Raw genomic sequence first — 21959 nt, forward strand, 5'->3', positions numbered from 1 at the left:
CTCCTTGTATATCTGTTTATTTTCTTTTAGCCATTGATTGGGTGATGCGGTCCAGGACGATGGCCATGAGCACGATGCCCACGCCGCCGACCACGGCGCGGCCGATGTCCAGGGTGTTCAGCCCGAGGATTACCGGGGAGCCGAGTCCGCCCGCGCCGATGAGCGCGGCGATGACGACCATGGAAAGGGCCATCATGATGGTTTGGTTCAGGCCCGCCAGAATGGTCGGCATGGCCAGCGGGATCTGGACCTTGAAGAGCACCTGTCTGCGCGTCGCGCCGAATGCTTGGGCCGCTTCCACCAGTTCCGGGTGGACCTGGCGGATGCCCAGCCCGGTCAGCCGGATGATGGGCGGCAGGGCGAAGATGATGGTGGCCAGCACGCCCGCCACGTTGCCCACGGAGAAGAGCATGACGATGGGCACGAGGTAGACGAAGGCGGGAGTGGTCTGCATGGCGTCGAGCACGGGCCGCAGTCCGGCCTCGAACCTGTCGCTGCGGCCGGACATGATGCCGAGGGGAATGCCGATCAGGGCGCAGATGACCACGGACGACAGGACCATGGCCAGGGTTGTCATGGTGTCCTCCCACAGGCCGAGGAAGCCTACGAGCAACATGGACAGCAGGGAGAAGAAGGCCAGCCGCTTGCCCGAAAACTTCAGGGCCAGGAAGCAGACCGCGGTGATGACGATGAGCGGATGCAGGGTGGTCAGGCCGTGTTCAAAGCCGGTGAGCAGTTTGTCCACGGGCCATTTGAGCATTTGGAAGAAGTCGCGGTGGTAGTCCACCAGCCAGTCCACGGCGACAGAAACCCATTGATCGAGTGGTATTATCGCGTCTTGAAACATTATTGGGTGCCTCCTTCCGAAAGGACGCTTTCGGTCCGGTGCAGGGTCTTGAGGAATCGGTTCTTGGAGACGACGCCGAGGTAGCGGTTGTTGTCGTCCACCACCGGAATGGGCCAGATGGCGGCGGCCACCTGGGGCAGGATATCCTGCATGGAGTCGTCCTTGTGCGCGGTCCATGCCTCGGGCAGATAGACCTGGCTGAGGGGCTGCTCGGGCAGTCCGGCCTCAAGGGCGTTGCGAATGCCTTCCGAGGAAACCACGCCGAGGAAGTGGCGGTGCGAGTCCACGACGTAGGCGTATTCCAGTTCGCTGCCGCTCAGGATTTCGTGGGCGATGCGCAGGCTGCCCCCCTTTGTGACCACGATGGTGGGGTGCGAGTCGCGGACGATGTCGCCCGCGCTGATGACTCCGGTGGGGTCGACGCCCCGGAAGAAGGCGCGCACGTAATCGTTGGCTGGGTTTTGCAGGATGTCGTCGGGCGTGCCCACCTGGACGACGTTGCCACCTTCCATGATGGCGATGCGGTCGCCGATGCGCAGGGCTTCGTCCAGGTCGTGGGAAATGAACACGATGGTCCGCTGATGTTCCTCTTGGAGCTTGAGCAGCTCGTCCTGCATCTCGGTGCGGATGAGCGGGTCAAGAGCCGAGAAGGCTTCGTCCATAAGCAGAATTTCCGGGTCCACGGCCAACCCCCTGGCGAGCCCGACGCGCTGTTGCATTCCTCCGGACAGTTGCGAGGGGTACTGGTCCTCCCACCCCGTCAGGCCGACCTGATCCAGGGCCTCGCGGGCACGTTCGTGCCGCTTTGCCTTTTCCACCCCGGCCAGTTCCAGGCCGAAGGCTGCGTTGTCCAGGACCGTCTGGTGCGGCATGAGGGCGAACGACTGGAAAACCATGCTCATGTTGTGCAGCCGGAATTTGACCAATTCGTCGTCGTCCATGGCGGTCACGTCCTCGCCGTTGACCACCACGCGCCCGGCCGTGGGCTCGATGAGCCGGTTGAGCATCCTGACCATCGTGGACTTGCCGGAGCCGGACAGCCCCATGATGACGAATATCTCGCCCGATTCGATGGTGAAGGACGCGTTGTTCACGCCCACGGTCATGCCGGTCTTTTTCAGGACCGAGGCCTTGTCGTGTCCCTGCGTGAGCATCTCAAGGCCCTTCCTGGGCTTGCTCCCGTAAATTTTGTAAAGGTTTTCTACGTTGATTTGTCCCATGGTTACTCCGTTGAAAGTGGCGACAGGCTCCCCTTGCGCGAGAGCAGGGGGAGTGTCTGAAAAACAACTGTCGAAATGGAATCAGGAGAGGGGAACCCGGTCGCGGAGGCCGCAAGGCGTGACGACAAACGGTCGACGTGCGGACAGGGTTCCCGGTCCGCTATGGCATTTCGAGGTCGATGGCATGTAGTAACTTTGCTACGTCGATTTTAATGTTGTTTTGATTATGGTACAGTTAAGTTGTAATGCAATAGTGTTTTACACTAGTGTGAAGCTAATGCAGTAATTGATATATTACTGTATTGTCGCCGATTATTTTTGTTACAACTTAAAAACAACATTGAAGGATATGCATCGGCAAAATATGAAAAAGAAGGTTAACGGATTAACTTCATCATGTCAAAAATTGATTTTTTATTTGAGATGTTGTCATTTTGATTGGCATATAATCACGAATAACATGTGCTTTTAGGTGCGCTTATGCCGCATTGTTTTGAAAGAATTATCGGTGCTGCCGTGAGCGAAGTGGAGATGAGCCGGCGAGTTTTTTGGGGGGGCAATATCGTTAACTCTTCCGCTTTCGCGGCAGATCGCCGCGGAGCGGAAAAACCGCGCCGAAGGTGCTTGCGCGGACGCCGCAGGCGAAGCCGCCCGGCGATTGCCGCGAAGCGGTTCCGACACCTCATTTTTCTCTCCAGGGAGTTCAAAAGGTTGTATTTTTTTAAGGGTGGGGCTGTTGCGGGATTCTATTTTATACACACATGTGTTATGTGAATAGCCGTTGTTTCTATCTATAACGGGATCGGGGGGAGAATGCCGTCTGACGACGACAAATCCAGAGAGGAACTGATTGCGGAATTGCGGGACATGAGGACAAGGCTGGTCCGGTCGACGTTGGAAGAGAGCGGCCGCGTGCTCCCGGAAGGGGACGAGCTTTACCGGGCCTTGTCGGACGCCGCGTTCGAGGCCTTGCTGCTCTCCGATAACGGCGTGTGCGTCGGCCAGAACCGTGCCGCCAGGCGGTTGTTCGGCTACTCGGACGAGGAGGTCCTGGGGCGTCCGGACGTGGAATGGGTGCACGAAGATTGCCGCGAGCAAGTCCTGAGCGCGGTGCGCAGCGGGTCTGACGAACCCTGCGAGGCCGTGGCGCTGCGCAAGGACGGCACCACTTTTCCCTGCGAAATCCGGCCCACCATGGTCCAACGACGCGGCAAGACCTTTCGCGTGATAGCTCTGCGGGATATTTCCGCGCGCAAGGAGGCGCAAGCCATGCGCGAGGACTTCGACCGCATGTTCCGGCACGACATGCGCACGCCGTTGGCGGGCATTCTGGGCGCGCCCAAGGTGCTTCAGGCCGAAGGCAACCTGACCCCGTTCCAGGAGGAGCTCCTCGAAGCCGTGGAAGAGGCTTGCTACAAGATGCTCGGCATGTTGCGTATTTCCGTGGACCTGCCCCGTCTTGAGGACGGGACGTTCAAGCCCGAGATATCCACCTTCGACCTGGCCAGGCTCCTGCGCCGCATTCTCAGCCTGCAGGAGGCTTACGCCCGGTCCCGTGAGATCGGGACTCGTGTTGTGGCGGGCGGCGACCCGCCGTCCGTGGGATTCATGGACGGCGACGAAGTCCTCATTTTCAGCATGATGACCAACCTCTATCGCAACGCTCTCGAAGGGTCGCCTCGGGGCGGTGTCGTGTCCATCGGGCATGGCTGCCGCGACGGCGTTGTGACCATCGACATCCGTAATACGGGTGAAGTCCCCCTGGAGATACGGGATTCCTTTTTCGAGAAGTATTCAACCGCGGGCAAGCCGGGGGGGCAGGGGCTGGGCGCTTATTCGGCCATGCTCGTGGCCCGGGCGCACGGCGGAACGATTCGGCTGGACACATCCACGGAAGGCGTCACTTCCGTCCATGTGGTCCTGCCTCAATATGTGCGTTGAACGGATACCTTTTTCCCCCTGATGAAAGCGCGCGTCCGGCTGTCTTGAGCCGGACGCGCGTTTGCGTCATTTTGTCATTCCGCCGGGCCGGTTCCGGGCCGTTCTTCGGGCAAGTTACGGGGCGGTGTTCAGAGAATCCGGCAATCCCTCGACAAATTCCTTTATCTCGTCGCGGACGCGCCGATACACGGCCAGAATCTCGGCCTCGTCGGTCATGGGCCGGGCCAGGGTCGGCGGGTCGTCGAAGCCGACGTGGACCACTCGGGTCTTGGCCGGGAAGTAGGGGCAGTTCTCATTGGCGTGGCCGCAGACCGTGACCACGTAGTCGAACTCCGTGTCCTGGGGCAGGTCCGTGACCAGTTTTGACGTGTGCCCGGAGATGTCCACGCCCGCCTCGGCCATGACTTTCACGGCCAGGGGATTGAGCCCGTGCGTCTCCACGCCTGCGGACCATGCGGTGAATTCGCCGGATTTGAGCGTTTTGGCCCAGCCTTCGGCCATCTGGCTTCGGCAGGAGTTGCCGGTGCAAAGGAAAAGTATGTTCATTTCAAACTCCTAGCTGGTTTTTGACGGCGTTCGGCGAACATGGCAGACGCCCTCAAGGGTTTCCTTGGCATGGGGAAAGTAGCGGTGCTTGAAGCGCACGGCCACGTTGACCAGCCCGATGAGGACCGGGACTTCCACCAGGGGGCCGATGACCGCTGCGAACGCTTCGCCCGAGTCGATGCCGAAGACCGCGATGGCCACGGCGATGGCCAGTTCGAAGTTGTTGGAGGCCGCCGTGAAGCTCAGGGTGGCCGCCTGCTCGTAGGTGGCGTCCATCTTCCAGGACAGGTAGAAGGAAACCAGGAACATGGCCAGGAAGTAGATGGTCAGGGGGATGGCGATGCGGACGACGTCCAGGGGCAGGGCCACGACCCGGTCGCCCTTGAGGGAAAACATGACCAGGATGGTGAAGAGCAGAAAGATGAGGGTCAGCGGGCTGATTCTGGGAATGAAGACCGTTTCGTACCACTCCCGGCCCTTGGTCTTGAGGCCGATGAACCGCGAGACCATGCCCGCCACGAACGGAATGCCCAGGTAGATGGATACGCTTTCGGCTATCTGGCCCATGGACACGTCCACCACCACGCCTTCAAGTCCGAACCAGCCCGGCAGGATCGTGATGAAGACGTAGGCGTACAGGGAGAAGAAGAGGACCTGGAACAGGGAGTTGAAGGCCACCAGACCGGCGCAGTATTCGGAATCCCCGTCGGCGAGGTCGTTCCAGACGATGACCATGGCGATGCATCGTGCCAGGCCGATGAGGATAAGGCCGACCATATAGTCGTGGTGCCCGGACAAAAAGGTTACGGCCAGGCCGAACATGAGCACCGGCCCGATGATCCAGTTCTGGACAAGGGAAAGGGCGAGCAACCGGTAGTTGCGGAAGACCTTTCCCAGCTCCTCGTACCGGACCTTGGCCAGGGGCGGATACATCATCAGTATCAGGCCGATGGCGATGGGAATGTTGGTGGTCCCCACCTGGAAGGCGTTCACCACCCGCTTTACATCGGGAAAGAGGTAGCCGCTGCCCACGCCAATGAACATGGCCAGAAAAATCCACAGCGTCAGGTAGCGGTCCAGGAAGGAGAGCTTTTTGGTCGCGGTTTCGGTCATCCGGTCGTTCCTTTGCTGTTTACGAGCAGGTTTTATGGGTTTTGTTTGCCAGGTGCTTCATGAGCCGGGCGTGGTCCTGTTCAGCCTGTTGCAGGGCGGGAAGGTGCTGCTTCAACGCACGCAGCACCTCGGCCTGTATTTCGTTCTGCGGCTGGGCCAGCGTGTAATAGATCCATTTGCCCTTTCGGCGGCTGTTCACCCAGCCGCCGTTGCGCAGGAAGGCCATGTGCCGGGATACCGTGGACTGGGGCAGGTCCAGGGCGGCCGTCAGGTCGCAGACGCACAGTTCGCCGTGGTCGAGCAGCCGGATGACCCGCAGCCGTGTGGGGTCGCAGAGGCCCTTGAATCGTCTCGCCAGTTGTTCCATGAGAGAATTGATATCCGCTTATGCGGATATGTCAATAATGGTTTGGTGACGATTGTGTGTCGAAGCAGCGGGCGTTCAGGTGGAATTTCTGGGAAAATGTCTATATACGATGAGAGCAAGCGGGACGCGCACCGGCCGATGACGGCCGGATCGGGAAGCCCCGGCGACGTCCGGTTCTTGAGTTAGTATCCTTCCGGCCCAAGCGGCCGGGGTAAACGAGACAAGATCGATTGCCCGTCTCCACGGGCAGGGAGGAATAAAGATGAAGCCGATCACGCGGGAAGTGTTCAGGACCTATGACATTCGCGGTGTGGTGGACAAGGATTTCGACGAGGAATGGGTCGAGCGGCTGGGCCGCGCCTGCGGCCGGTATTTTCTGGAGCGCGGCTCCGGAACAGCCGTGGTCGGCCATGACTGCCGCCATTCCTCGCCGGGTTATGCCGAGGCCCTGGCGCGCGGTCTGAACGGGACGGGCGTGAACGTCATCACCATAGGCCAGGTCTCGTCCCCGGCCTTCTACTGGGCGGTGACCAAGTCCGGCGAGACTGCGGGCGTGATGATTACCGCCAGCCACAATCCTTCGGAATATAACGGGTTCAAGGTCTGGCAGGGCATCAGCACCATCCACTCCGAGGCCATTCAGGACATCTACGAGCTCATGGAGGAGGGGGATTTCCCCCAGGGCCAGGGTACCGTGCGCCATGAGGAAATTCTTGGCCGATACGTGGAAGAGCTGGCCGGAGACGTGACCTTCGCGCGGCCTGTCAAGGTCGTGGTGGACGGCGGCAACGGCACGGGCGGCAATCTCACCGCCGACGCTCTGGAAAAGGCCGGGGCCGAAGTCATTCGCCTGTTCTGCGAGCCGGACGGCGATTTCCCTAACCACCATCCCGACCCGGTGGTGGAGAAGAACATGACCGCGCTTCAGGAAGCCGTGCTCAGGGAGAAAGCCGATATCGGCATCGGCCTGGACGGCGACGGCGACCGCATCGGCGTGGTCACCGAAAAGGGCGGCCTGCTCTTCGGCGACCAGCTTGTGGCTATCTACGCGCGGGACATTCTCAAGACCTTTCCCGGCGCGTCCATCATCGGCGAGGTCAAGTGTTCCCATCTCATGTACGAGGACATCAAGGCCCACGGCGGCGACGCGGTCATGTGGAAGACCGGCCACTCCCTCATCAAGGCGCGGATGCGCGAGATCGGGGCCAAATTCGCGGGTGAGATGTCCGGCCACATGTTCTTCGCAGACCGCTATTACGGCTTTGACGACGCCACTTACGCGGCCCTGCGCATGGTCGAGATTCTCTCCAGGTCCGACAAGCCCATGAGCGAACAGCTCAATTGGCCCAAGACCTGGTCCACCCCGGAAATTCGAGTGGATTGCCCGGAAGCCCTCAAGGAGCGTGTGGTGGGCAAGGCCGTCGAATACTTCAGCTCCAAGTTCGACGCCATCGACATCGACGGCGTGCGGGCCGTATTTCCCGACGGATGGGGGCTCATTCGCGCCTCCAACACCCAGCCCGTTCTCGTGCTCCGTTTCGAAGCGGAAACGCCCGAGCGGCTTGAGGAGATCAGGACCATGTTCGAGGAAAAACTCCACGCCTGGATAGCCGAAGGCTAGGCACATCGCGGCGGCGAATTGAAAGAGGGGCGGTCCTGGCGGGCCGCCCCTTTTTCGCGTCTGCGGTCAGTTCCCCCGGCTCTCCGGGGCGAGGCCGATTCGCTGTCGGCGGGGAGGCTCGGGAAGGCGCCTCCCCGCCGAGGACAAGAAAAGACCGGCGGCGGGGGCTGCTGCCGGTCTCTTCAGGGTATGGGGGTGATGGCAGTTATGCCTTGGAGACGGATACGAAGTGTTCCTGCATGGCGACGGCTCCGCCGCAGCGGTCCCACTTCTTGATGCCCTTGGGCATCAGCATGTTGTCGGCGGCTCCCATGCCTTTGGCGCGGGATTCGCACGGCAGGTCGTGGCCGAAACCATGGATCATGAATACGGCCTCGGGATGGACGAAGTCCGTGACGAACGCCTTGATCCTGCCCGTGTAGCCGTTGCTGGACACGTTGACGTACTCGTCCTGCGCGATGCCGAGTTCTTCGGCGCGTTTGGTGTTGATCCACAAAACGTTCTCGGGCATCTGCTCGAAGAGCAGCGAGTTGTTCACGGTGTGGCCCTGGGTATGCAGGGCGCAACGGCCGAAGGTGATGCGGAACTTGTCCGCCGGCGGCCGCTCCGGAGCCTCATAGGGCTTGAGCGACGGGAAGCCGTCGGCTTCGAGCTTGGCGTCGATGATCTGGACCTTGCCGGACGGGGTCTTGAAGGAACCTTCCTTGACCGGCTTGTACAGAGGTTCGGCGGCCAGGGAGACGATGCCGGTTTTCTCGAAGTCCTCGATGGTCACGCCGGTGCCTTCGAGCTGGAATTTCCAGATGTCCTCGATGTCGGTGTAGTCGAGCTCCTTGAGACCCATGCGCTTGGCCAGTCCCGCGTAGATTTCCCAGATGGCCTTGGTGTCGTAAACCGGCTCCATGGCGCGTTTGCGGACCTGGAAGGCGGGCTTGGGGCCGTTCTTGGTCATGAGAATCTCGTCCCGTTCCAGATAGGGGGAGATGGGCAGGACCACGTCGGCGTTCCAGGCGGTGTCGGACCAGGAGAAGGTGACGGAGACCAGCAGTTCGATGTCGTCCCACATGGCTTTGACCTCGTCCTTGTCGGGGAAGGCCATGAGCGGGTCATGGCGCTGGGCGATGTAAGCCTTGATGGGGTAGGGGTCCTCGGTCGCTGCGGCCTCGTAGGCCAGGTGGACCAGGCCGGGGCCCTGGTCGAAGTGCTTGCGGCCGTCCATCCAGCCCACGCCGTCGGCGCGTTTGCCTTCGGGCTTGGGATAGATCTCCATGAAGCTCTTCAGCCCCTTGGCGCCCACGTCTCCGGGCTTGTTCATGAACGGCAGGCCGCCCTTGGCGCCGATCGCGCCGAGCAGGGCGTTGATGATGTATATGGTCCGGGTCATGTAGAATGAGTCGGTGTAGCGCGCAGTCATCCAGCCCGGATGCCAGAGGACGCTCGGAGCGGCCTCGGCCAGTTGGTTGCAGAAGTCGATCAGATCGGCCGCGGGGATGCCGGTTTCGGCCTCGGCCCATTCGGCGGTGTACGGCTTGACGAATTCGGCGAGCTTGTCGAAATCCTCGACCCAGTCGGCGACGAACTGCTTGTCGTACAATTCATTATTAATGATGACGTTGATGACGGCCAGGTTGAAAGCGTAGTCGGTGCCGGGCCGGATCATGAAGAAGTTGTCGGCCTTGGTGGCGGGGACGTTGGCGCGGATGTCGATGACCGACAGCTTGCAGCCCTTGCCCATGGCGTTGAGCAGGTTGTTGACTTCGGCCACGTTGATGGCTTCGAAGATGTTGCGCTGCTGGAGTATCACATGCTTGGCGTTCTTGAGATCGTAGGAAACGCCCTTGCGGCCGAAGCCGAATACGGACAGGGCCGCGTTCTGCACGTTGCGGGCGCAGGCCGAGTCATGGTTATTGTAGTTGGCCGTGCCTATGCCACGCAGAAAGGCCCGGTAGAAGTCGCGGAAGGGGCCGCCGCGATCGGAAAAGAGAACGGAATTCTTGCCGTAGATTTCCTGGATGCGGGTCAGCTCGTCGGCCACATAGTCCAGGGCTTCGTCCCAGGACACGCGTTTCCATTTGCCTTCACCGCGCTTGCCCGTGCGAACCATGGGGTATTGCGGACGGTCCTCGTCGTAGGTCAGAGCAGTCCCGGCGGCGCCGCGCGGACACAGGGCTCCCATGATGCCGGGGGCATCGGGATTGCCCTGGATGTACTCGGCCTTCCCGTCGATCACCTCGACTTCGATGGGACACCGTACCGAGCACATTCCGCAAATGCTCTTTACAAATTCCTTACCCATACACTCCTCCTGTACATACAGTGATGATTCTGCGCGCTTTTTTTAATTCGGTTGGAACATAGGCGTTCCCGTCAACCCTGGGCAACATATACCCGGAATGTGAAATTAATAACATGATTTTTGTTTCAATCGGAGATAAAAATCGGTTATGATCCGTTTTGTTTGGGAAAGATATCACAAGGTGGAACGTTGTTGACCAAGTCGGGATTTTTCTTCAGTTCCTGGACTACTAACAAAACTGCGCGCCCAAATCCAAGTCTGCAGAGGTGGAAAATGGCTGGTTACAGAATCAAATTCGACAAAAAGCGGTGCATTGCGTGCAACGCCTGTCTGGTTCACTGCAAGGTGAAAAACAAGGTGCCCGCTGGGATTTCCCTCAATCGGCTCGAAGTCGAGGGACCCATCGCCGACGAGGATGGTAAACCTTCGGCTAAGCTGAAGTACCTGAACTGTCGTCACTGTAAGAAGCCCGAATGCGTGTCCGCATGTCCCACCGGGGCCATGTACAAGCGCGCGGATGGGTTGGTTTTGGTCGATATGGACAAGTGCGACGGCTGCAAGGCCTGCATCGACGCCTGTCCGTGGACCGTGCCGGTGTTCAACGACGCCACCGGCAAGATTATGAAATGTGATTTCTGCGTGGACAGGGTGGATGCCGGTGGCACACCTGCCTGCGTTGTCGGCTGCACGGCGAATGCCCTGACCTTCGTGCGGCCGGAATAGACTGGGTAGCAACTCCGCGGCCTTGGGGGACGCGGGGTGACATTTTGGGGTCCTTTAACACCATTCTGAGGAGGAGGTAACTGTGTTACGTTCCAAAAAAACTTTCCTGATGCTGGCCCTGGTGGCCGCCGTGTGCTTCATGGCGGAACCCGCCCTGGCCGACCGCCTGGCCGACGCGATCGCCGAGGCCAAACCCACCGGTGAGCCCGGCTATCTCGGCATCCCCGGCGGTCCGCAACTGAACATCCTCATCGGCCTCCTGTGGGCGATCTGGGTAGGCTGGATCTTCTCCACCGTCGGCGCGTTCGGCGGCATCATGGCCGGTGTCGGTCATATCACCATCTACGGCCTCGGTGACTACGCCAGCTCCTTCGGCAAGGGCGCCAAGCTGAACAAGGTCGTCACCGACTCCATCCGCGTGTCCAACCAGTGGCTGGTCGGCTGCTCCGCCGCCCTGTCCTCCTTCAACTACTGGAAGGCCGGCCGCCTGGTGCTGCCGCTGGGCATCGCCCTGGCCATCGGCTCCGTTTCCGGTTCCTGGCTGGTGCCCTGGCTGACCGCCGGCAAGATCAGCCTGAAGGCCTACATCGGCTACTTCGGTCTGTTCGTCCTCTTCCTGGGCTGCTACCTCTTCTACGAAACCACCCCGAAGGGTCAGGAGAAGAAGAAGGCCGCCAAGAAGGCCGCCGAGGCTTTCCAGAAGTCCGTCAAGGATCAGCAGGCCGGCGGCACCGTCGACATGGCTGAGATGGGCGTCAAGGTCCAGAAGTTCACCGCCACTTCCTGCGAATTCACCTTCTTCGGCGTTGAATTCAGCTTCAATCCCCTGATCCCGGTTATCGGCGGTTTCTTCATCTCCGCCCTGGCTTCCTTCCTGGGCGTCGGCGGCGGCTTCCTGCTGGTGCCGTTCCTGACCTCCGTGGCCGGTCTGCCCATGTACCTGGTCGCCGGTACCTCCGCCATGGCCGTCTTCGTCGGTATGGCCAACTCCATCGCCTCCTACATGCTCCTGCGGTCCACTCCGGTTGAATGGACCCTGATCGGCGCCGAGTTGGTGGGTATCGTCATCGGTTCCATCATCGGACCCAAGACCTCCAAGTACATCCCGGACATCTGGCTGAAGCGCCTCTTCATCATCCTGGCGCTGTACGTCGGTTTGAAGTACACCCTCAGGGGCTTCTTCGGCATCGCGCTGCCCATCTAGCAGCAATATGAATAATTGGAGGCCGCCCGAACGGGCGGCCTCCATAAAACATCACGGATTTTGATATGACCGGCACCATGGTTTACGAATTTCTCGACCCCTGGCTGATCTGGGCTTTTCGCACCAGCGGCAACGCCTACGTGGGCTTTGTCGTCGGCCTTTTTTGGGTCTGCCTCGTCGCTACTGTTATCGGCGAGTTGTGCATGGCCGGGGTGTATTTCCTGAACAAACGTCATTTTGCATCCATCAACCGCGAGATGGTGGACCAGCACAACATGTCTGTCCGGGCGCTGGGCGCCAAGGACAAGACCGCCTGGAAGGCTTGCAACTCCATCGCAAACGACGCCTTCGGCAAGAATTTCTTCGCCCGCATCGCGCTTTTCGCTTCGTCCCTGTGGGTCGTCCCCTTCGGCATCGGCTGGCTGTACTACCGCTTCGGCGAGGTCGATTTCGCCGTCCCGTTCGTCGGTTCCGTGGGACCGTCCTTTATTTTCATTCCCGCCTATATTCTGGTCCGGTATCTTTTCAGCCTGTCCAAGCCATGGCTGCCGCTGTTCAAGACCATAAAGCGGCGGGTCAAGGAAAACGAGGCCGGGGACGAGATGATGACGTTTACCGACCTGCTCAGTGAAGAAGATCGGGAAGCCGTCATGAAGAAGCGGCCTCTGCCGGAGGGGTCCTAAAAGATTTCGCAAAAAGAAAGCCGCCCTTGGGCGGCTTTGTTCTTTAATAAGACCGGACTCCGACGTCTATGGGGCTGCTTTTTCCACGGCTTCGGTGAAGCCGGACAGGTCCGAGGGGCCGAGCAGGTAGAACCGTTCGGCGGTTTTGATGCAGAGCACGTCGTTGCGGTTGGAGACGATGACCGCCTCCTTGCCGTCCTTCACTTCGACGACGCCGGACTTGTAGCCGCCGAAGGTCATGTACTTGCGGGTCTTGCCGACTTTGAACGCCTCGTCGTTCTTCAGGTCGACGGGAAAGACCCGTTCCACCGAGGCCCAGGGGATGACCGCCGAGGCGAACGGCGGGGCAGCCAGGAGAATGCCCTCGTCGGCCACGGTGATGCTCGCCCGTTTGGGCGTGATGTAGAGCATGTACCAATAGAAAAGCGACAGCGGCCCGGCCACGGCGATCAGGCAGATGGCCGTCCAGGTCAGGCCGGAGTTGAAGCTCCAGGCCACGACCGCGGCCACGCTGGTCATGATAAGCAGAAAGAGGGCAAGCACGGTCTTGCTCATGGGGATGTGAAAGGTGGATGCCATGCATATCTCCTTGGTTTCGGGCGTCGATGCGATCCGCACTGTACATACTGTCTTGCGGGCGAGTTGCCAAGTGATATGAATTGTTGGAATGTGGTCCGGTTTTTTGTATTGTTTCAAGGGATGTCCGCAACACGGCGCAGATGCGTCATATGGCGAGAGAGATGATGAGAACCGGAATGAAGACCTGTGTGACCCTGATGGCGCTGCTTATCCTGGCGGCGCTGCATGGCGGCTGCTCGGACGAGAAGCCGGTCGAGGTGAATCTGTCCAAGCGCGAGGACCTTGTGGCCCCGCGCTTGGTCGACGCCATTACCTATGCCTACCTGCCGCAATATTCCCACACCATCTCCTATCAGCGCCATCGCCAGTTGCTGGAATACCTGCGCGAGACCACCGGGCTGCCGCTCAGGCAGATCTTCCCGGACACCTTCGAAGAGCACGTCAAGATGGTCGAACGCGGGGAGATCGACATTTCCTATTCCAACCCGTTCGTCTACGTGCGTCTGGCCAAGGCCGGGGCGCAGGCTTTCGCCAGGGTCATCGAACCGTCGGGCGAGCCGTTTTTCCGGGGACAGATCATCGCCCGCACGGACAACGCTGCGGTCTCGACCGTCGAGGATTGCCGGGACAAGCGATGGATCGCCGTGGACCCCAATTCGGCGGGCGGATATCTCTTTCCGCTCGGACTTTTTTACGATAACGGCATCAAGATCGAAGATTTCGAGACCGTGGACTTCGCGCCCGGCCCCGGAGGCAAGCAGGAGAAGGTCGTCCTCGCCGTGCACGCGGGCGTGTATGACATCGGCACCATCCGCAAGGGCACCCTGGACATCGTCGCCGGGAAGATCGATCTCGGGGCCATCCGCATCCTGGCCGAAACCCAGCCGTATCCCGGTTGGGTCTATGCGGCCCGGAAGGGGCTCGATCCGGCGGTGGTTGAGGCCGTGGCCAAGGCCATGTTCGCCCTGGACCGCGACATTCCCGGGCATAAGGCCATCCTGGATGCCGCTGGCATGAAGGGCATCATTCCGGCCCGCGATATCGACTATGATCCGGTCAGGGAACTGGCCGAAAAACTCCAATTGGATCGGTAGGCTTCATGCGCATTTTCCCCAGGCTCAAGTTCCGCACCAAGCTTAATCTGGGCATGTCCGCCATTCTGGTGGGCATGGCCGTGCTGCTGTTGCCGCTGGTGGGCACCATGAGCGCCAGTTCCCTGGTGGAGGAGAGCAAGAAGCGCGGCTCGGCCCTGGCCGAGGGGCTGTCGGTGCGGGCCGTGGACCCCATGCTCGCCCGCGATTTTCTCCGGCTCAAGAACATGGTCGACGAACAGTCCACCGTGGAGGACGTGATCTACGCCTTCGTGCAGGACAAGAACGGCTATGTCATGGTCCACACCTTCCAGAAGGGATTTCCTGTTGATCTCATCAACGCCAACAAGGTGGAGAAGGGCGAGCCCCTGAATATCCAGCTCCTGGCCGACGGCTCCCGCCGCATTTATGATTTCGCGGCTCCGGTTCTCGTTTCCGAGGGGCGGTTGGGCACCGTGCGCATCGGGCTGTCCCAGGCGCGCATCCAGTTGGCCGTGCAGCGTCAGATCACCCTCATGGCCGGACTCTTCGCCGGGGCCCTGCTCCTGGCCACCTCCCTGGGCACGGTCTTCGCCCGTCGCGTCACCGCGCGGCTGCACCGGCTGCGCAGCCATGCCGAGGAAATGCTCATGGGTAACCTCGACACCATTTCCGGCCCTTCCTGGGGCGTTCATTGCTGGGAAAAGCAGAACTGCAACACCCCGCAGTGCCCGGCTTACGGCGAGACCAAGCGGCGGTGCTGGTACATCGCCGGGACCATGTGCCCGGACTGCAACAACGAGGGAAATTTCCAGTGCCGCCTCCAGTCCTGTCGCCTCTGTCCCGTGTATCGCGAGAACGCGGGGGACGAGATTCAGGATCTGGCCGAGACCTTCGACGTCATGGCGCTGTCGCTCAAGAGCCACATCGAGGAGCTGCGCGGGGCCGAGCGCAACCTGCGCGATCAGCAGCGGCTGACCAGGACCATCCTGGACGTGACCCCGGACCGAGTTTCCCTGGTGGACGCCACCATGCGCTACCGGGGGTGCAACAAGAGCTTCGCCGAGTCCGTGGGCATGTCCCTGGCGGCGATCGAGGGCAAGACCGATTTCGATCTTTTCCCTGAAGCCGAGGCCGAGGAACGCCACATGGCGGCCCGCGACATTCTTCAGTCCGGGCGGCGTCTGGACACCCAGGTCATGGTCGAGGCGGGGGGCGGCGAACACTGGTTTCATGTGGTCTGCGTCCCGGTCTTCAACGACGAGGGTCGTATAGACGGGCTGCTTCGGACCGACCGCGACATCTCCGACATCAAGCGGTATGAGAACCAGCTCATCCAGGCCCAGAAGATGGAGTCCCTGGGGCTGCTCGCGGGCGGCGTGGCCCACGAGATCAACACTCCGCTCGGCATCATTTTGGGATACGCCCAGTTGTTGCAGGAGGATGTGGACGAGGACAGCCAGATTCACCAGGACCTGGCCATCATCGAAAAGCAGACCCAGGTGTGCAAGAAGATCGTCGCCGACCTGCTCGGATTCTCCCGCCAGACACAATCCGCCAAGCGCGAAATGTGCTTCAACAACTCGGTCATGGAAGCGGTCTCACTGGTGCGGCATACCCTGGAGCTGGACAAGGTGGCGATCCTCACCCAACTCGACGACCGCTATCCGATCATCTACGGTGATCCCGAGAAGCTCAAGCAGGTCTGGATCAACCTCCTGACCAACGCCCGCGACGCCATGGACGGCAACGGCGGCACCATTCTCATCCGCACTCGTCTGGATACCCCGGGCGGCATCGTCTCCTTGTGGGTGGCCGACAACGGCATGGGCATCGCCGAGGATGGACTCAAGAAGATTTTCGATCCGTTTTACAGCACCAAGGCCGTGGATAAAGGCACAGGTCTTGGGCTGTCCGTCTCTTTCGGCATCATCGAGGACCATGGCGGCGACATCCAAGCCATCAGCCCGGTCCCCGAGGGCTTCGGATTTCCTCCGGAGGCCAAGGGCGGCGCCGAAGGCGGCGGAACGGTCTTTGAAGTGAACCTCCCGCTGGACCATCAGGGATTGGACGGCGGGGAGCCTGAAAAGGAGTAGATGATGGCGAATATATTGGTACTCGACGATATTTCCGATGCCGGGATGCTGGTCAAGCGCATCCTGGAGCGGAAGGGCCACAAAGTCTGGAACTTCACCGAGGAGGAGGATGCCCTGAAACATTCGGCCTGCAACAGGATCGATCTGGCCATCCTCGACATCAAGCTCAAGAAGATGACTGGGGTGGAAGCCCTGGAGGAACTCAAGAAGGTCAACCCGGACATGAAGGCGATCATGCTCACCGGATACCCCACCTTGGAGACCGCCCGTGAGTCCCTGCGCCTCGGCGCGCAGGAATATTGCGTCAAGCCCATCAACAAGGAAGAACTGGAGGCCAAGGTGGCCGAGGTCCTCGGAACCGGGGAATAGCGGAGCGCGCCGGAGCGGCTGGCCGCAATCATCGTATAGCCAAGGAAGATTCATGTATCTCAAACAGCTCTTCAGGCACTGGACCTATCAGGTATTTGCTCCCGGCACCCTGCTCAGGCGCAAATACGAGGCGTTCAAATCCCTTCTGGCTCACGACGCCGTGGCCCTGGAACTGATCGCCGACCTGGAGGAGATGTTCTACGGCAAGCGGCTGGCCGACCGGCAGCGCGCGGTCTGGATGACCAACCGGCTGTCTTCGGCCGTGGCCACCATGGCCGGGCAGTTGGTGGAAATGAATCCGACCCGGTACATGGATTTGCCCGAATATTTCCGCAAGATCGACTTCTACGTGCGCATGGCGCTGGAGCTTGAGCAACCCGAAGTCGGCCCGCCGTACATCCTGTCCCTGGAAGAGGCCGGGGCACTTCCGAAACTGGCCGGCGGCAAGGCCTCCAACCTGGGCCGAGCAAAGGGGTTGGAGGGCATTCCCGTGCCTCCCGGCTTCGTGGTCACGGCCAACGCCTTCAACTACTTCGTCGATTTCAACGGCCTGGGCGAGGAGATCGACAAGCGGCTGCGGCAGATGGTCGTGGGAGACCGTGATCTGCTGGCGCGGCTGACCGCCGAGATGCAGGAGCTCATCCTGGCCGCCGAGGTCCCGGAGGAAATCGCCCGGGGCATCCGCTTCGGCGTGTCCGAGATCATCGAGGGCGACGATCTCATAGCCGTGCGGTCCAGCGCCCTGGCCGAGGACGGCGAGATATCCTTCGCCGGGCAGTACGCCTCGGAACTGAACGTCCAGCCTAACGACGTGCTTGAGGCGTACAAGCGGGTCCTGGCGGGCAAGTATTGCCCACGCGCCGTGGCCTACCGCATCTCCAACGGGCTGACCGACAGCGAGACGGCCATGGCCGTGCTGGTCATTCCCATGGTGGACGCCGACACCGCAGGCGTGCTCTACAGCCGCGACCCGGATTGCCGGGGACGCGAGGCCATGGGCGTGTACGGCGTGCGCGGGCTGGGGCATGGGCTGGTGGACGGCTCCACCTCCCCGGACAAGGCCGTGCTCACCCGGCACGCGGACCCGCGCCTGGACGCGGACTGCACTCCGGAAACGGGCGGACTGCCCTCCGAGGATTCCCTGGTCCGTCTGGGCAGGTTGGCCATGCGCCTGGAAGAAGCCTTCGGCAAGCCCCAGGACATCGAGTGGGCCGAGGACGTCACCGGCAAGCTCTATATTTTGCAGACCCGTCCTTTGCAGGAGGAACGCGAGGAGGCCCAGGCCGCCAAGGACCCCCTGCCCTTGTCGGCCCGGCCCATCGCCGAAGGACTGGAGCGCGCCTCCACCGGCGCGGGCTGCGGAACCGTTTATTTCGCTTCCACGGGCGAGCGTATCGCCCAGATTCCCGAGGGGGCAGTGGTGGTCACGCCCAGCCTGAAACCCTCCCTCCTGACCTTCATCGGCAAGATGAACGGGGTCATATCGACCACGGGCAGCCGGGCCAGCCACTTTGCCTCCGTGGCCCGCGAATCCGGCGTGCCGGTGGTCGTGGGCGACGTCAAGGCCAAGCTCGAACCGGGTCAGCTCGTGACCGTGGACGGCACGAACGGCGCCATTTATGACGGCTGCGTCGAGGCCATCATGACCCGCGCCCGCGATGGACAGCAGGTCTCGAAGCGGGTGGTGGAGCAGTACGCCAGGGTCGTGCCTCTGACCGTCAAGCTCAACCTGACCGACCCTCAGGCGGAGGATTTTACGCCCATGGGCTGCAAGTCCCTGCACGACGTGGTCCGCTTTTGCCACGAGAAGTCCGTGAACGAGATGTTTTCGGTCATGGACAAGAAGGGGCGGGGCATGAACTCGGCCAAACGGCTGGAGACCAGCCTGCCGCTGGTCATGTACATTCTTGACCTGGGCGGCGGCTTCTTCGCCAATGCGGGCGAAGGCAAGACCATTTCACCACAGGATATCAAGTGCGGACCCATGTGGGCATTGTGGTACGGGCTTTCCGACGAGCGGGTGCGATGGCCCTCGCGCCTGACCGCCATGGACTGGGAAGAGTTCGACAAGGTCTCGGGCGGTATTTTCAGCTTTGATTCCAAGCTGTTGGCGAGCTACGGGCTTATTTCCGAAGACTATCTGCACCTGATGGTCCGCTTCGGCTACCATTTCTCCGTGGTGGACGCCATCTGCGGGCCGGAGCAGGGGGCCAACTACATCAATTTCCGCTTCAAGGGAGGCGGGGCCGGGTTCGATCAGCGGCTGCTCCGGCTGGAGTTCATCCGCCGCGTCCTGGACCGCTACGGGTTCGAGACCTCGACGCGCGGCGACATGATCGACGCCAAGTGCGCCCGGCTGCCGGAGAACGACATCAGGCGGCTGCTTATGCGCCTGGGCTATCTCATGGCCGTGACCCGGCTCATGGATATGCGCATGGAGACCGAGGAGCAGGTGGCCGCGGAGGTCGAACGGTTCATCAAGGATGCGGAGTCTCGCGATGGCTGATAACACGCTTGCCTACAAGGTCACCTGGGTAACGGACCAGCTCGGCGTGGGCAACGCGCCCATGAGCTATCCTCAGCTTGAGGCCATCCGCGCGCAGGGGGTGGACGCCATTCTCAACCTGTGCGGGGAGTTCTGCGATCTTCACGACATCGAGAAGGGCGCGGGATTCGAGGTGCATTACCTGCCCCTGGAAGACGAGGAGGCGCCCGGCCTCATCGAGCTGGAGAAGACCCTGGAGTGGCTGGACGAGGCCATCTACCTGGGCAAGAAGGTGCTCATTCACTGCCGCCACGGCATAGGCCGGACCGGCACGGTCCTGAACGCCTATCTGCTTCGGCGGGGGCTGGGCCACAAGCTCGCGGGCAAGGCGCTCAAGAAGCTCAAGAGCAAGCCCGCCAACTTTGTCCAGTGGCGGACCATCCGCAAGTACGGCAAGCAGTCGGGGCAGCTCACCGTGCGTGAGCCGTCCCTGGAATTCAAGCGCCTGGTGGACCTTTCGCCCTTCTTCAACGACTACATGGAATTGGTCCAGCGTGTGGACGAGAGCGGCCAGGCCGTCGACGGGCTCGCCTGCGGCCTGGATCACAGCCAGTGTTGCTCCACTCCGGTCTCCCTGACCCTGGCGGAGGCCGTGTACATTTCCCACCGCATCAATCAGAAGCTGTCCGGCGAGGAGCGTCTCAGCGTCATTGAGCGGGCCGTGGCCACGGCCCAGGCCGAGCGCAAGGCCGCCAAAGATTTTGGGTCGGGGGAGGACGGCGAATACTGCCTGTCCGAGGCCGGGGCGGTCTGCCCGTTGCTCAAGGACGACAAGTGTCTGCTCTTCGAGCACCGACCCATCCAGTGCCGCGCCTTCGGACTGGACCAGCATGACGCCGGGGGGCTGTGGGAGACCCTCATCACTCCGGCCCTGAGCAAGATTTCCTCGGAAATATGGTTTGCCTACACCGGGTCCATGGTGTCCGGCGAGATGCCCTTTTTCGCCTTGCCGGACGTGGTTTCCGGAAAGTTCGTGGAAACCGTTTTCCGGTTCATGATGCGCCAGGGGCTGGAATAGTCCCTACACGGAACAGCGCAGCCCGGTGAACATGTCGGGCAACTGCGGCAGGAACGGTTCGGCGAAAAAGACGTACCCCTTTCCCCGGAGGACCGTGGCCGGTTGATCCGGGGCTGTGGCGATGCGCACCTCGTCCCTGTCGAATTCCACCCGCATGGGAACCACCTCCCGCTCGGCCTCGCTGCACAGGCTCTCCCTGTATTCGGGAACGTATCGGTGCGTGCGCCCGTCCGGGTGAACCGCAATGAGCGCGGTCAGCGTGGTGGCCACCCGGCAGACCTTCCCCTCATCGTCGAACGCCAGCGAGTTGGCGTCTCCGTTCACGCCCACGGCGTCGGGGTCGTATGCGGTAATCTCACCCGCCGGTGTGGACACGGCGACGGGTTTCGCCGGTTCCAGGGAGCGCACCCGGCCGTCGCGGGTGAAACTCACCCCGATGTGCGCCTCGATGGGACCTGCCGGAGTGGGGACCGACACGGTTTCCCCCGGCCACAGGGTCAGGCTGCGCAGGCTCTGGTTGTCGTAAAAGCTTGCGCTCAGCAGCCGGGCGCGGATCAGTCCCATGGGCGTGGTCAGCGCGACCGGCTCGGCCAGTCCGGCTTCGTCGTCCTGACTCCAATAGCCCGACAGCTTGCCGTTGAGCGGGAAGATGCGGTTGAGCGAGCCGTTCTCATGAAAGGACACCAGTTCGGCCGGGATGTCCCCCACCGGTGTGGAGATAACAGTCCGATTTTCCAGGGGAACAGATTTGACTCCGCCCGAGGCGTGGTGCTCCACGGGCAAAATCTCCCGTTTCCGCAAGTCGTCGGCCGTGTGCTGGGGAATCAATTCACCGTACTGCGTGGATATGGTCCGCATGAAAACCTCTCTTGGCGTTTTCAAAAGTGGCGTCGCGTGGAAACGTCCGACGAGCCGTGGCCCGCGGCGATGCGGCGCGTCCGGCGGCGTTGCACCGTCCGATGACGAGCAGGGCCGCATAGCTGACGATCAGCAGGGCCAGGGAGAGCAGGCCCGCCTGGCCGTATTCCAATGCCTCGGTGTGTTCGAAGATGGCGATGGAAGCCACCTTGGTGCGGCCCGGAATGGAGCCGCCGAGCATGAGCGCAACGCCGAACTCGCCTACGGTGTGCGCGAAGATCAGCGCGGCCGAGGCCGTGACGCCGCCCATGGCGTTGGGCAGGACCACGTGGCGAAAGGCCTGGAAGCCGGTCATGCCCGAGGAGCGCGCCGCTTCGATGATGCCGGGTTCGACCTTTTCGAAGGCCGCGCGCATGGGCAGCACGCCGAAGGGCAGGCTGTACGCCAGGGAGCCGAGGACCAGGCCGGTGAAGGAGAAGGGCAGGGGAAAACCGAAGGCGGCTTCCCAGGCCGCTCCGAAGGGCGATTTCGGGCTCATGAGCATGAGCAGGCCGAAGCCGAGCACCGTGGGCGGCAGGACCATGGGCAGGTTGCACGCCGCCTCGATGTACCGCTTGCCCGGGGCGTCGGACATGGCCAGCCAGTAGGCCAGGGGCATACACAGGGCGAGCAGGACCGGGGTGACCGCCAGGGCCAGGTTGCCGGTGACCAAAAGCGAGGAAACATCCATGGCGCGCCTACCGGACCGTGACGTGCGCGTGGGCCTCGTACGGGGTTGCGGGCCCGGGCGCGTCGCCGGTGGCGGCGGTGCCGGACAGGACGCAGAGCCACAGACAGATGAAGAGCAGCTTCCTGAACATGGT

20 protein-coding genes are annotated in these 21959 nt (G+C 61.6%); 10 read left to right on the top strand and 10 right to left on the bottom strand.

What is annotated here, in order from left to right:
• Positions 1–16: 16 nt before the first annotated feature.
• Both PSN43_RS04540 and proV read right to left on the bottom strand, forming a co-directional pair.
• A complete protein-coding gene (locus PSN43_RS04540) occupies positions 17–847 on the bottom strand; it encodes an ABC transporter permease (protein WP_272699524.1) in 831 nt (276 codons plus the stop codon).
• The gene (gene proV / locus PSN43_RS04545; protein WP_272699525.1) at positions 847–2067 is read right to left on the bottom strand and encodes a glycine betaine/L-proline ABC transporter ATP-binding protein ProV; all 1221 of its coding nucleotides are present in this window, start codon (positions 2065–2067) and stop codon (positions 847–849) included. Before proV ends, PSN43_RS04540 begins: the two co-directional genes overlap by 1 nt.
• Positions 2068–2880: 813 nt before the next feature.
• Between proV and PSN43_RS04550 the strand changes: the two genes are divergently transcribed.
• The gene (locus PSN43_RS04550; protein WP_272699526.1) at positions 2881–4008 is read left to right on the top strand and encodes a PAS domain S-box protein; all 1128 of its coding nucleotides are present in this window, start codon (positions 2881–2883) and stop codon (positions 4006–4008) included.
• 114 nt (positions 4009–4122) lie between these two features.
• On the opposite strand, the gene PSN43_RS04555 is transcribed toward PSN43_RS04550, so the two are convergent.
• The 3 genes from PSN43_RS04555 to PSN43_RS04565 are packed head-to-tail and all read right to left on the bottom strand — an operon-like array spanning position 4123 to position 6034.
• Positions 4123–4554 carry an arsenate reductase ArsC gene (locus PSN43_RS04555; RefSeq protein ID WP_272699527.1) on the bottom strand — a complete coding sequence of 144 codons (432 nt, stop codon included), beginning with the start codon at positions 4552–4554 and terminating at the stop codon, positions 4123–4125.
• A gap of 9 nt (positions 4555–4563) precedes the next feature.
• Positions 4564–5667, bottom strand: coding sequence for an ACR3 family arsenite efflux transporter (gene arsB / locus PSN43_RS04560; protein ID WP_272699528.1), 1104 nt, complete (start codon positions 5665–5667; stop codon positions 4564–4566).
• Positions 5668–5686: 19 nt separating this feature from the next.
• On the bottom strand, positions 5687–6034 hold the full coding sequence (locus PSN43_RS04565) for an ArsR/SmtB family transcription factor (RefSeq protein WP_272699529.1): 348 nt from the start codon (positions 6032–6034) through the stop codon (positions 5687–5689).
• 262 nt (positions 6035–6296) lie between these two features.
• On the opposite strand from PSN43_RS04565, the gene PSN43_RS04570 reads away from it, so the two are divergent.
• The gene (locus tag PSN43_RS04570; RefSeq protein WP_272699530.1) at positions 6297–7655 is read left to right on the top strand and encodes a phosphomannomutase/phosphoglucomutase; all 1359 of its coding nucleotides are present in this window, start codon (positions 6297–6299) and stop codon (positions 7653–7655) included.
• Between the two features lie 205 nt (positions 7656–7860).
• Here the strand turns inward: PSN43_RS04570 and PSN43_RS04575 are convergent, their stop codons facing one another.
• On the bottom strand, positions 7861–9951 hold the full coding sequence (locus PSN43_RS04575; RefSeq protein ID WP_272699531.1) for a molybdopterin-containing oxidoreductase family protein: 2091 nt from the start codon (positions 9949–9951) through the stop codon (positions 7861–7863).
• A 273-nt stretch (positions 9952–10224) separates the two neighbouring features.
• Between PSN43_RS04575 and PSN43_RS04580 the strand changes: the two genes are divergently transcribed.
• From PSN43_RS04580 to PSN43_RS04590, 3 genes are all read left to right on the top strand, one after another.
• Positions 10225–10674: a 4Fe-4S dicluster domain-containing protein gene (locus tag PSN43_RS04580; protein WP_272699532.1), complete on the top strand. Its 450-nt coding sequence runs from the start codon at positions 10225–10227 to the stop codon at positions 10672–10674.
• An 82-nt stretch (positions 10675–10756) separates the two neighbouring features.
• The gene (locus tag PSN43_RS04585) at positions 10757–11878 is read left to right on the top strand and encodes a sulfite exporter TauE/SafE family protein (protein WP_272699533.1); all 1122 of its coding nucleotides are present in this window, start codon (positions 10757–10759) and stop codon (positions 11876–11878) included.
• Between the two features lie 65 nt (positions 11879–11943).
• Positions 11944–12561 (top strand): hypothetical protein, encoded by a 618-nt coding sequence (locus PSN43_RS04590; RefSeq protein ID WP_272699534.1) that lies wholly within the window; start codon positions 11944–11946, stop codon positions 12559–12561.
• Between the two features lie 66 nt (positions 12562–12627).
• On the opposite strand, the gene PSN43_RS04595 is transcribed toward PSN43_RS04590, so the two are convergent.
• Complete coding sequence (locus tag PSN43_RS04595; protein ID WP_272699535.1) at positions 12628–13140, bottom strand: PH domain-containing protein; 513 nt, start codon at positions 13138–13140, stop codon at positions 12628–12630.
• Positions 13141–13316: 176 nt separating this feature from the next.
• On the opposite strand from PSN43_RS04595, the gene PSN43_RS04600 reads away from it, so the two are divergent.
• Genes PSN43_RS04600 through PSN43_RS04620 form a run of 5 tightly spaced genes read left to right on the top strand, consistent with a single transcriptional unit; the run spans position 13317 to position 20238 of the window.
• The gene (locus PSN43_RS04600) at positions 13317–14234 is read left to right on the top strand and encodes a phosphate/phosphite/phosphonate ABC transporter substrate-binding protein (RefSeq protein WP_272699536.1); all 918 of its coding nucleotides are present in this window, start codon (positions 13317–13319) and stop codon (positions 14232–14234) included.
• 5 nt (positions 14235–14239) lie between these two features.
• Positions 14240–16306, top strand: coding sequence for an ATP-binding protein (locus PSN43_RS04605; protein ID WP_272699537.1), 2067 nt, complete (start codon positions 14240–14242; stop codon positions 16304–16306).
• A gap of 3 nt (positions 16307–16309) precedes the next feature.
• The gene (locus tag PSN43_RS04610; RefSeq protein ID WP_272699538.1) at positions 16310–16675 is read left to right on the top strand and encodes a response regulator; all 366 of its coding nucleotides are present in this window, start codon (positions 16310–16312) and stop codon (positions 16673–16675) included.
• 52 nt (positions 16676–16727) lie between these two features.
• Positions 16728–19181: a PEP/pyruvate-binding domain-containing protein gene (locus PSN43_RS04615; RefSeq protein WP_272699539.1), complete on the top strand. Its 2454-nt coding sequence runs from the start codon at positions 16728–16730 to the stop codon at positions 19179–19181.
• Positions 19174–20238 (top strand): protein-tyrosine phosphatase family protein, encoded by a 1065-nt coding sequence (locus tag PSN43_RS04620; RefSeq protein ID WP_272699540.1) that lies wholly within the window; start codon positions 19174–19176, stop codon positions 20236–20238. Before PSN43_RS04615 ends, PSN43_RS04620 begins: the two co-directional genes overlap by 8 nt.
• Before the next feature lie 3 nt (positions 20239–20241).
• On the opposite strand, the gene PSN43_RS04625 is transcribed toward PSN43_RS04620, so the two are convergent.
• The 3 genes from PSN43_RS04625 to PSN43_RS04635 are packed head-to-tail and all read right to left on the bottom strand — an operon-like array spanning position 20242 to position 21956.
• Positions 20242–21096, bottom strand: coding sequence for a hypothetical protein (locus tag PSN43_RS04625; protein ID WP_272699541.1), 855 nt, complete (start codon positions 21094–21096; stop codon positions 20242–20244).
• Positions 21068–21826, bottom strand: coding sequence for a molybdate ABC transporter permease subunit (modB, locus tag PSN43_RS04630; RefSeq protein WP_272699542.1), 759 nt, complete (start codon positions 21824–21826; stop codon positions 21068–21070). Before modB ends, PSN43_RS04625 begins: the two co-directional genes overlap by 29 nt.
• A 7-nt stretch (positions 21827–21833) precedes the next feature.
• Positions 21834–21956 carry a hypothetical protein gene (locus tag PSN43_RS04635; protein WP_272699543.1) on the bottom strand — a complete coding sequence of 41 codons (123 nt, stop codon included), beginning with the start codon at positions 21954–21956 and terminating at the stop codon, positions 21834–21836.
• Positions 21957–21959: the final 3 nt, after the last annotated feature.

Origin of the sequence: Desulfovibrio sp. Fe33, assembly GCF_028532725.1 — a bacterium.
Classification (GTDB): domain Bacteria; phylum Desulfobacterota; class Desulfovibrionia; order Desulfovibrionales; family Desulfovibrionaceae; genus Pseudodesulfovibrio.

Bases quoted from the DNA above. Each gene is read 5' to 3' on its own strand.
- PSN43_RS04595 (WP_272699535.1), bottom strand. From the start codon at position 13,140: ATGGCATCCACCTTTCACATCCCCATGAGCAAGACCGTGCTTGCCCTC.
- PSN43_RS04625 (WP_272699541.1), bottom strand. From the start codon at position 21,096: ATGCGGACCATATCCACGCAGTACGGTGAATTGATTCCCCAGCACACG.
- arsB (WP_272699528.1), bottom strand. From the start codon at position 5,667: ATGACCGAAACCGCGACCAAAAAGCTCTCCTTCCTGGACCGCTACCTG.
- PSN43_RS04605 (WP_272699537.1), top strand. From the start codon at position 14,240: ATGCGCATTTTCCCCAGGCTCAAGTTCCGCACCAAGCTTAATCTGGGC.
- PSN43_RS04570 (WP_272699530.1), top strand. From the start codon at position 6,297: ATGAAGCCGATCACGCGGGAAGTGTTCAGGACCTATGACATTCGCGGT.
- PSN43_RS04580 (WP_272699532.1), top strand. From the start codon at position 10,225: ATGGCTGGTTACAGAATCAAATTCGACAAAAAGCGGTGCATTGCGTGC.
- PSN43_RS04635 (WP_272699543.1), bottom strand. From the start codon at position 21,956: ATGTTCAGGAAGCTGCTCTTCATCTGTCTGTGGCTCTGCGTCCTGTCC.
- proV (WP_272699525.1), bottom strand. From the start codon at position 2,067: ATGGGACAAATCAACGTAGAAAACCTTTACAAAATTTACGGGAGCAAG.
- PSN43_RS04600 (WP_272699536.1), top strand. From the start codon at position 13,317: ATGAAGACCTGTGTGACCCTGATGGCGCTGCTTATCCTGGCGGCGCTG.
- PSN43_RS04550 (WP_272699526.1), top strand. From the start codon at position 2,881: ATGCCGTCTGACGACGACAAATCCAGAGAGGAACTGATTGCGGAATTG.
- PSN43_RS04620 (WP_272699540.1), top strand. From the start codon at position 19,174: ATGGCTGATAACACGCTTGCCTACAAGGTCACCTGGGTAACGGACCAG.
- PSN43_RS04590 (WP_272699534.1), top strand. From the start codon at position 11,944: ATGACCGGCACCATGGTTTACGAATTTCTCGACCCCTGGCTGATCTGG.
- modB (WP_272699542.1), bottom strand. From the start codon at position 21,826: ATGGATGTTTCCTCGCTTTTGGTCACCGGCAACCTGGCCCTGGCGGTC.
- PSN43_RS04615 (WP_272699539.1), top strand. From the start codon at position 16,728: ATGTATCTCAAACAGCTCTTCAGGCACTGGACCTATCAGGTATTTGCT.
- PSN43_RS04540 (WP_272699524.1), bottom strand. From the start codon at position 847: ATGTTTCAAGACGCGATAATACCACTCGATCAATGGGTTTCTGTCGCC.
- PSN43_RS04575 (WP_272699531.1), bottom strand. From the start codon at position 9,951: ATGGGTAAGGAATTTGTAAAGAGCATTTGCGGAATGTGCTCGGTACGG.
- PSN43_RS04565 (WP_272699529.1), bottom strand. From the start codon at position 6,034: ATGGAACAACTGGCGAGACGATTCAAGGGCCTCTGCGACCCCACACGG.
- PSN43_RS04555 (WP_272699527.1), bottom strand. From the start codon at position 4,554: ATGAACATACTTTTCCTTTGCACCGGCAACTCCTGCCGAAGCCAGATG.
- PSN43_RS04610 (WP_272699538.1), top strand. From the start codon at position 16,310: ATGGCGAATATATTGGTACTCGACGATATTTCCGATGCCGGGATGCTG.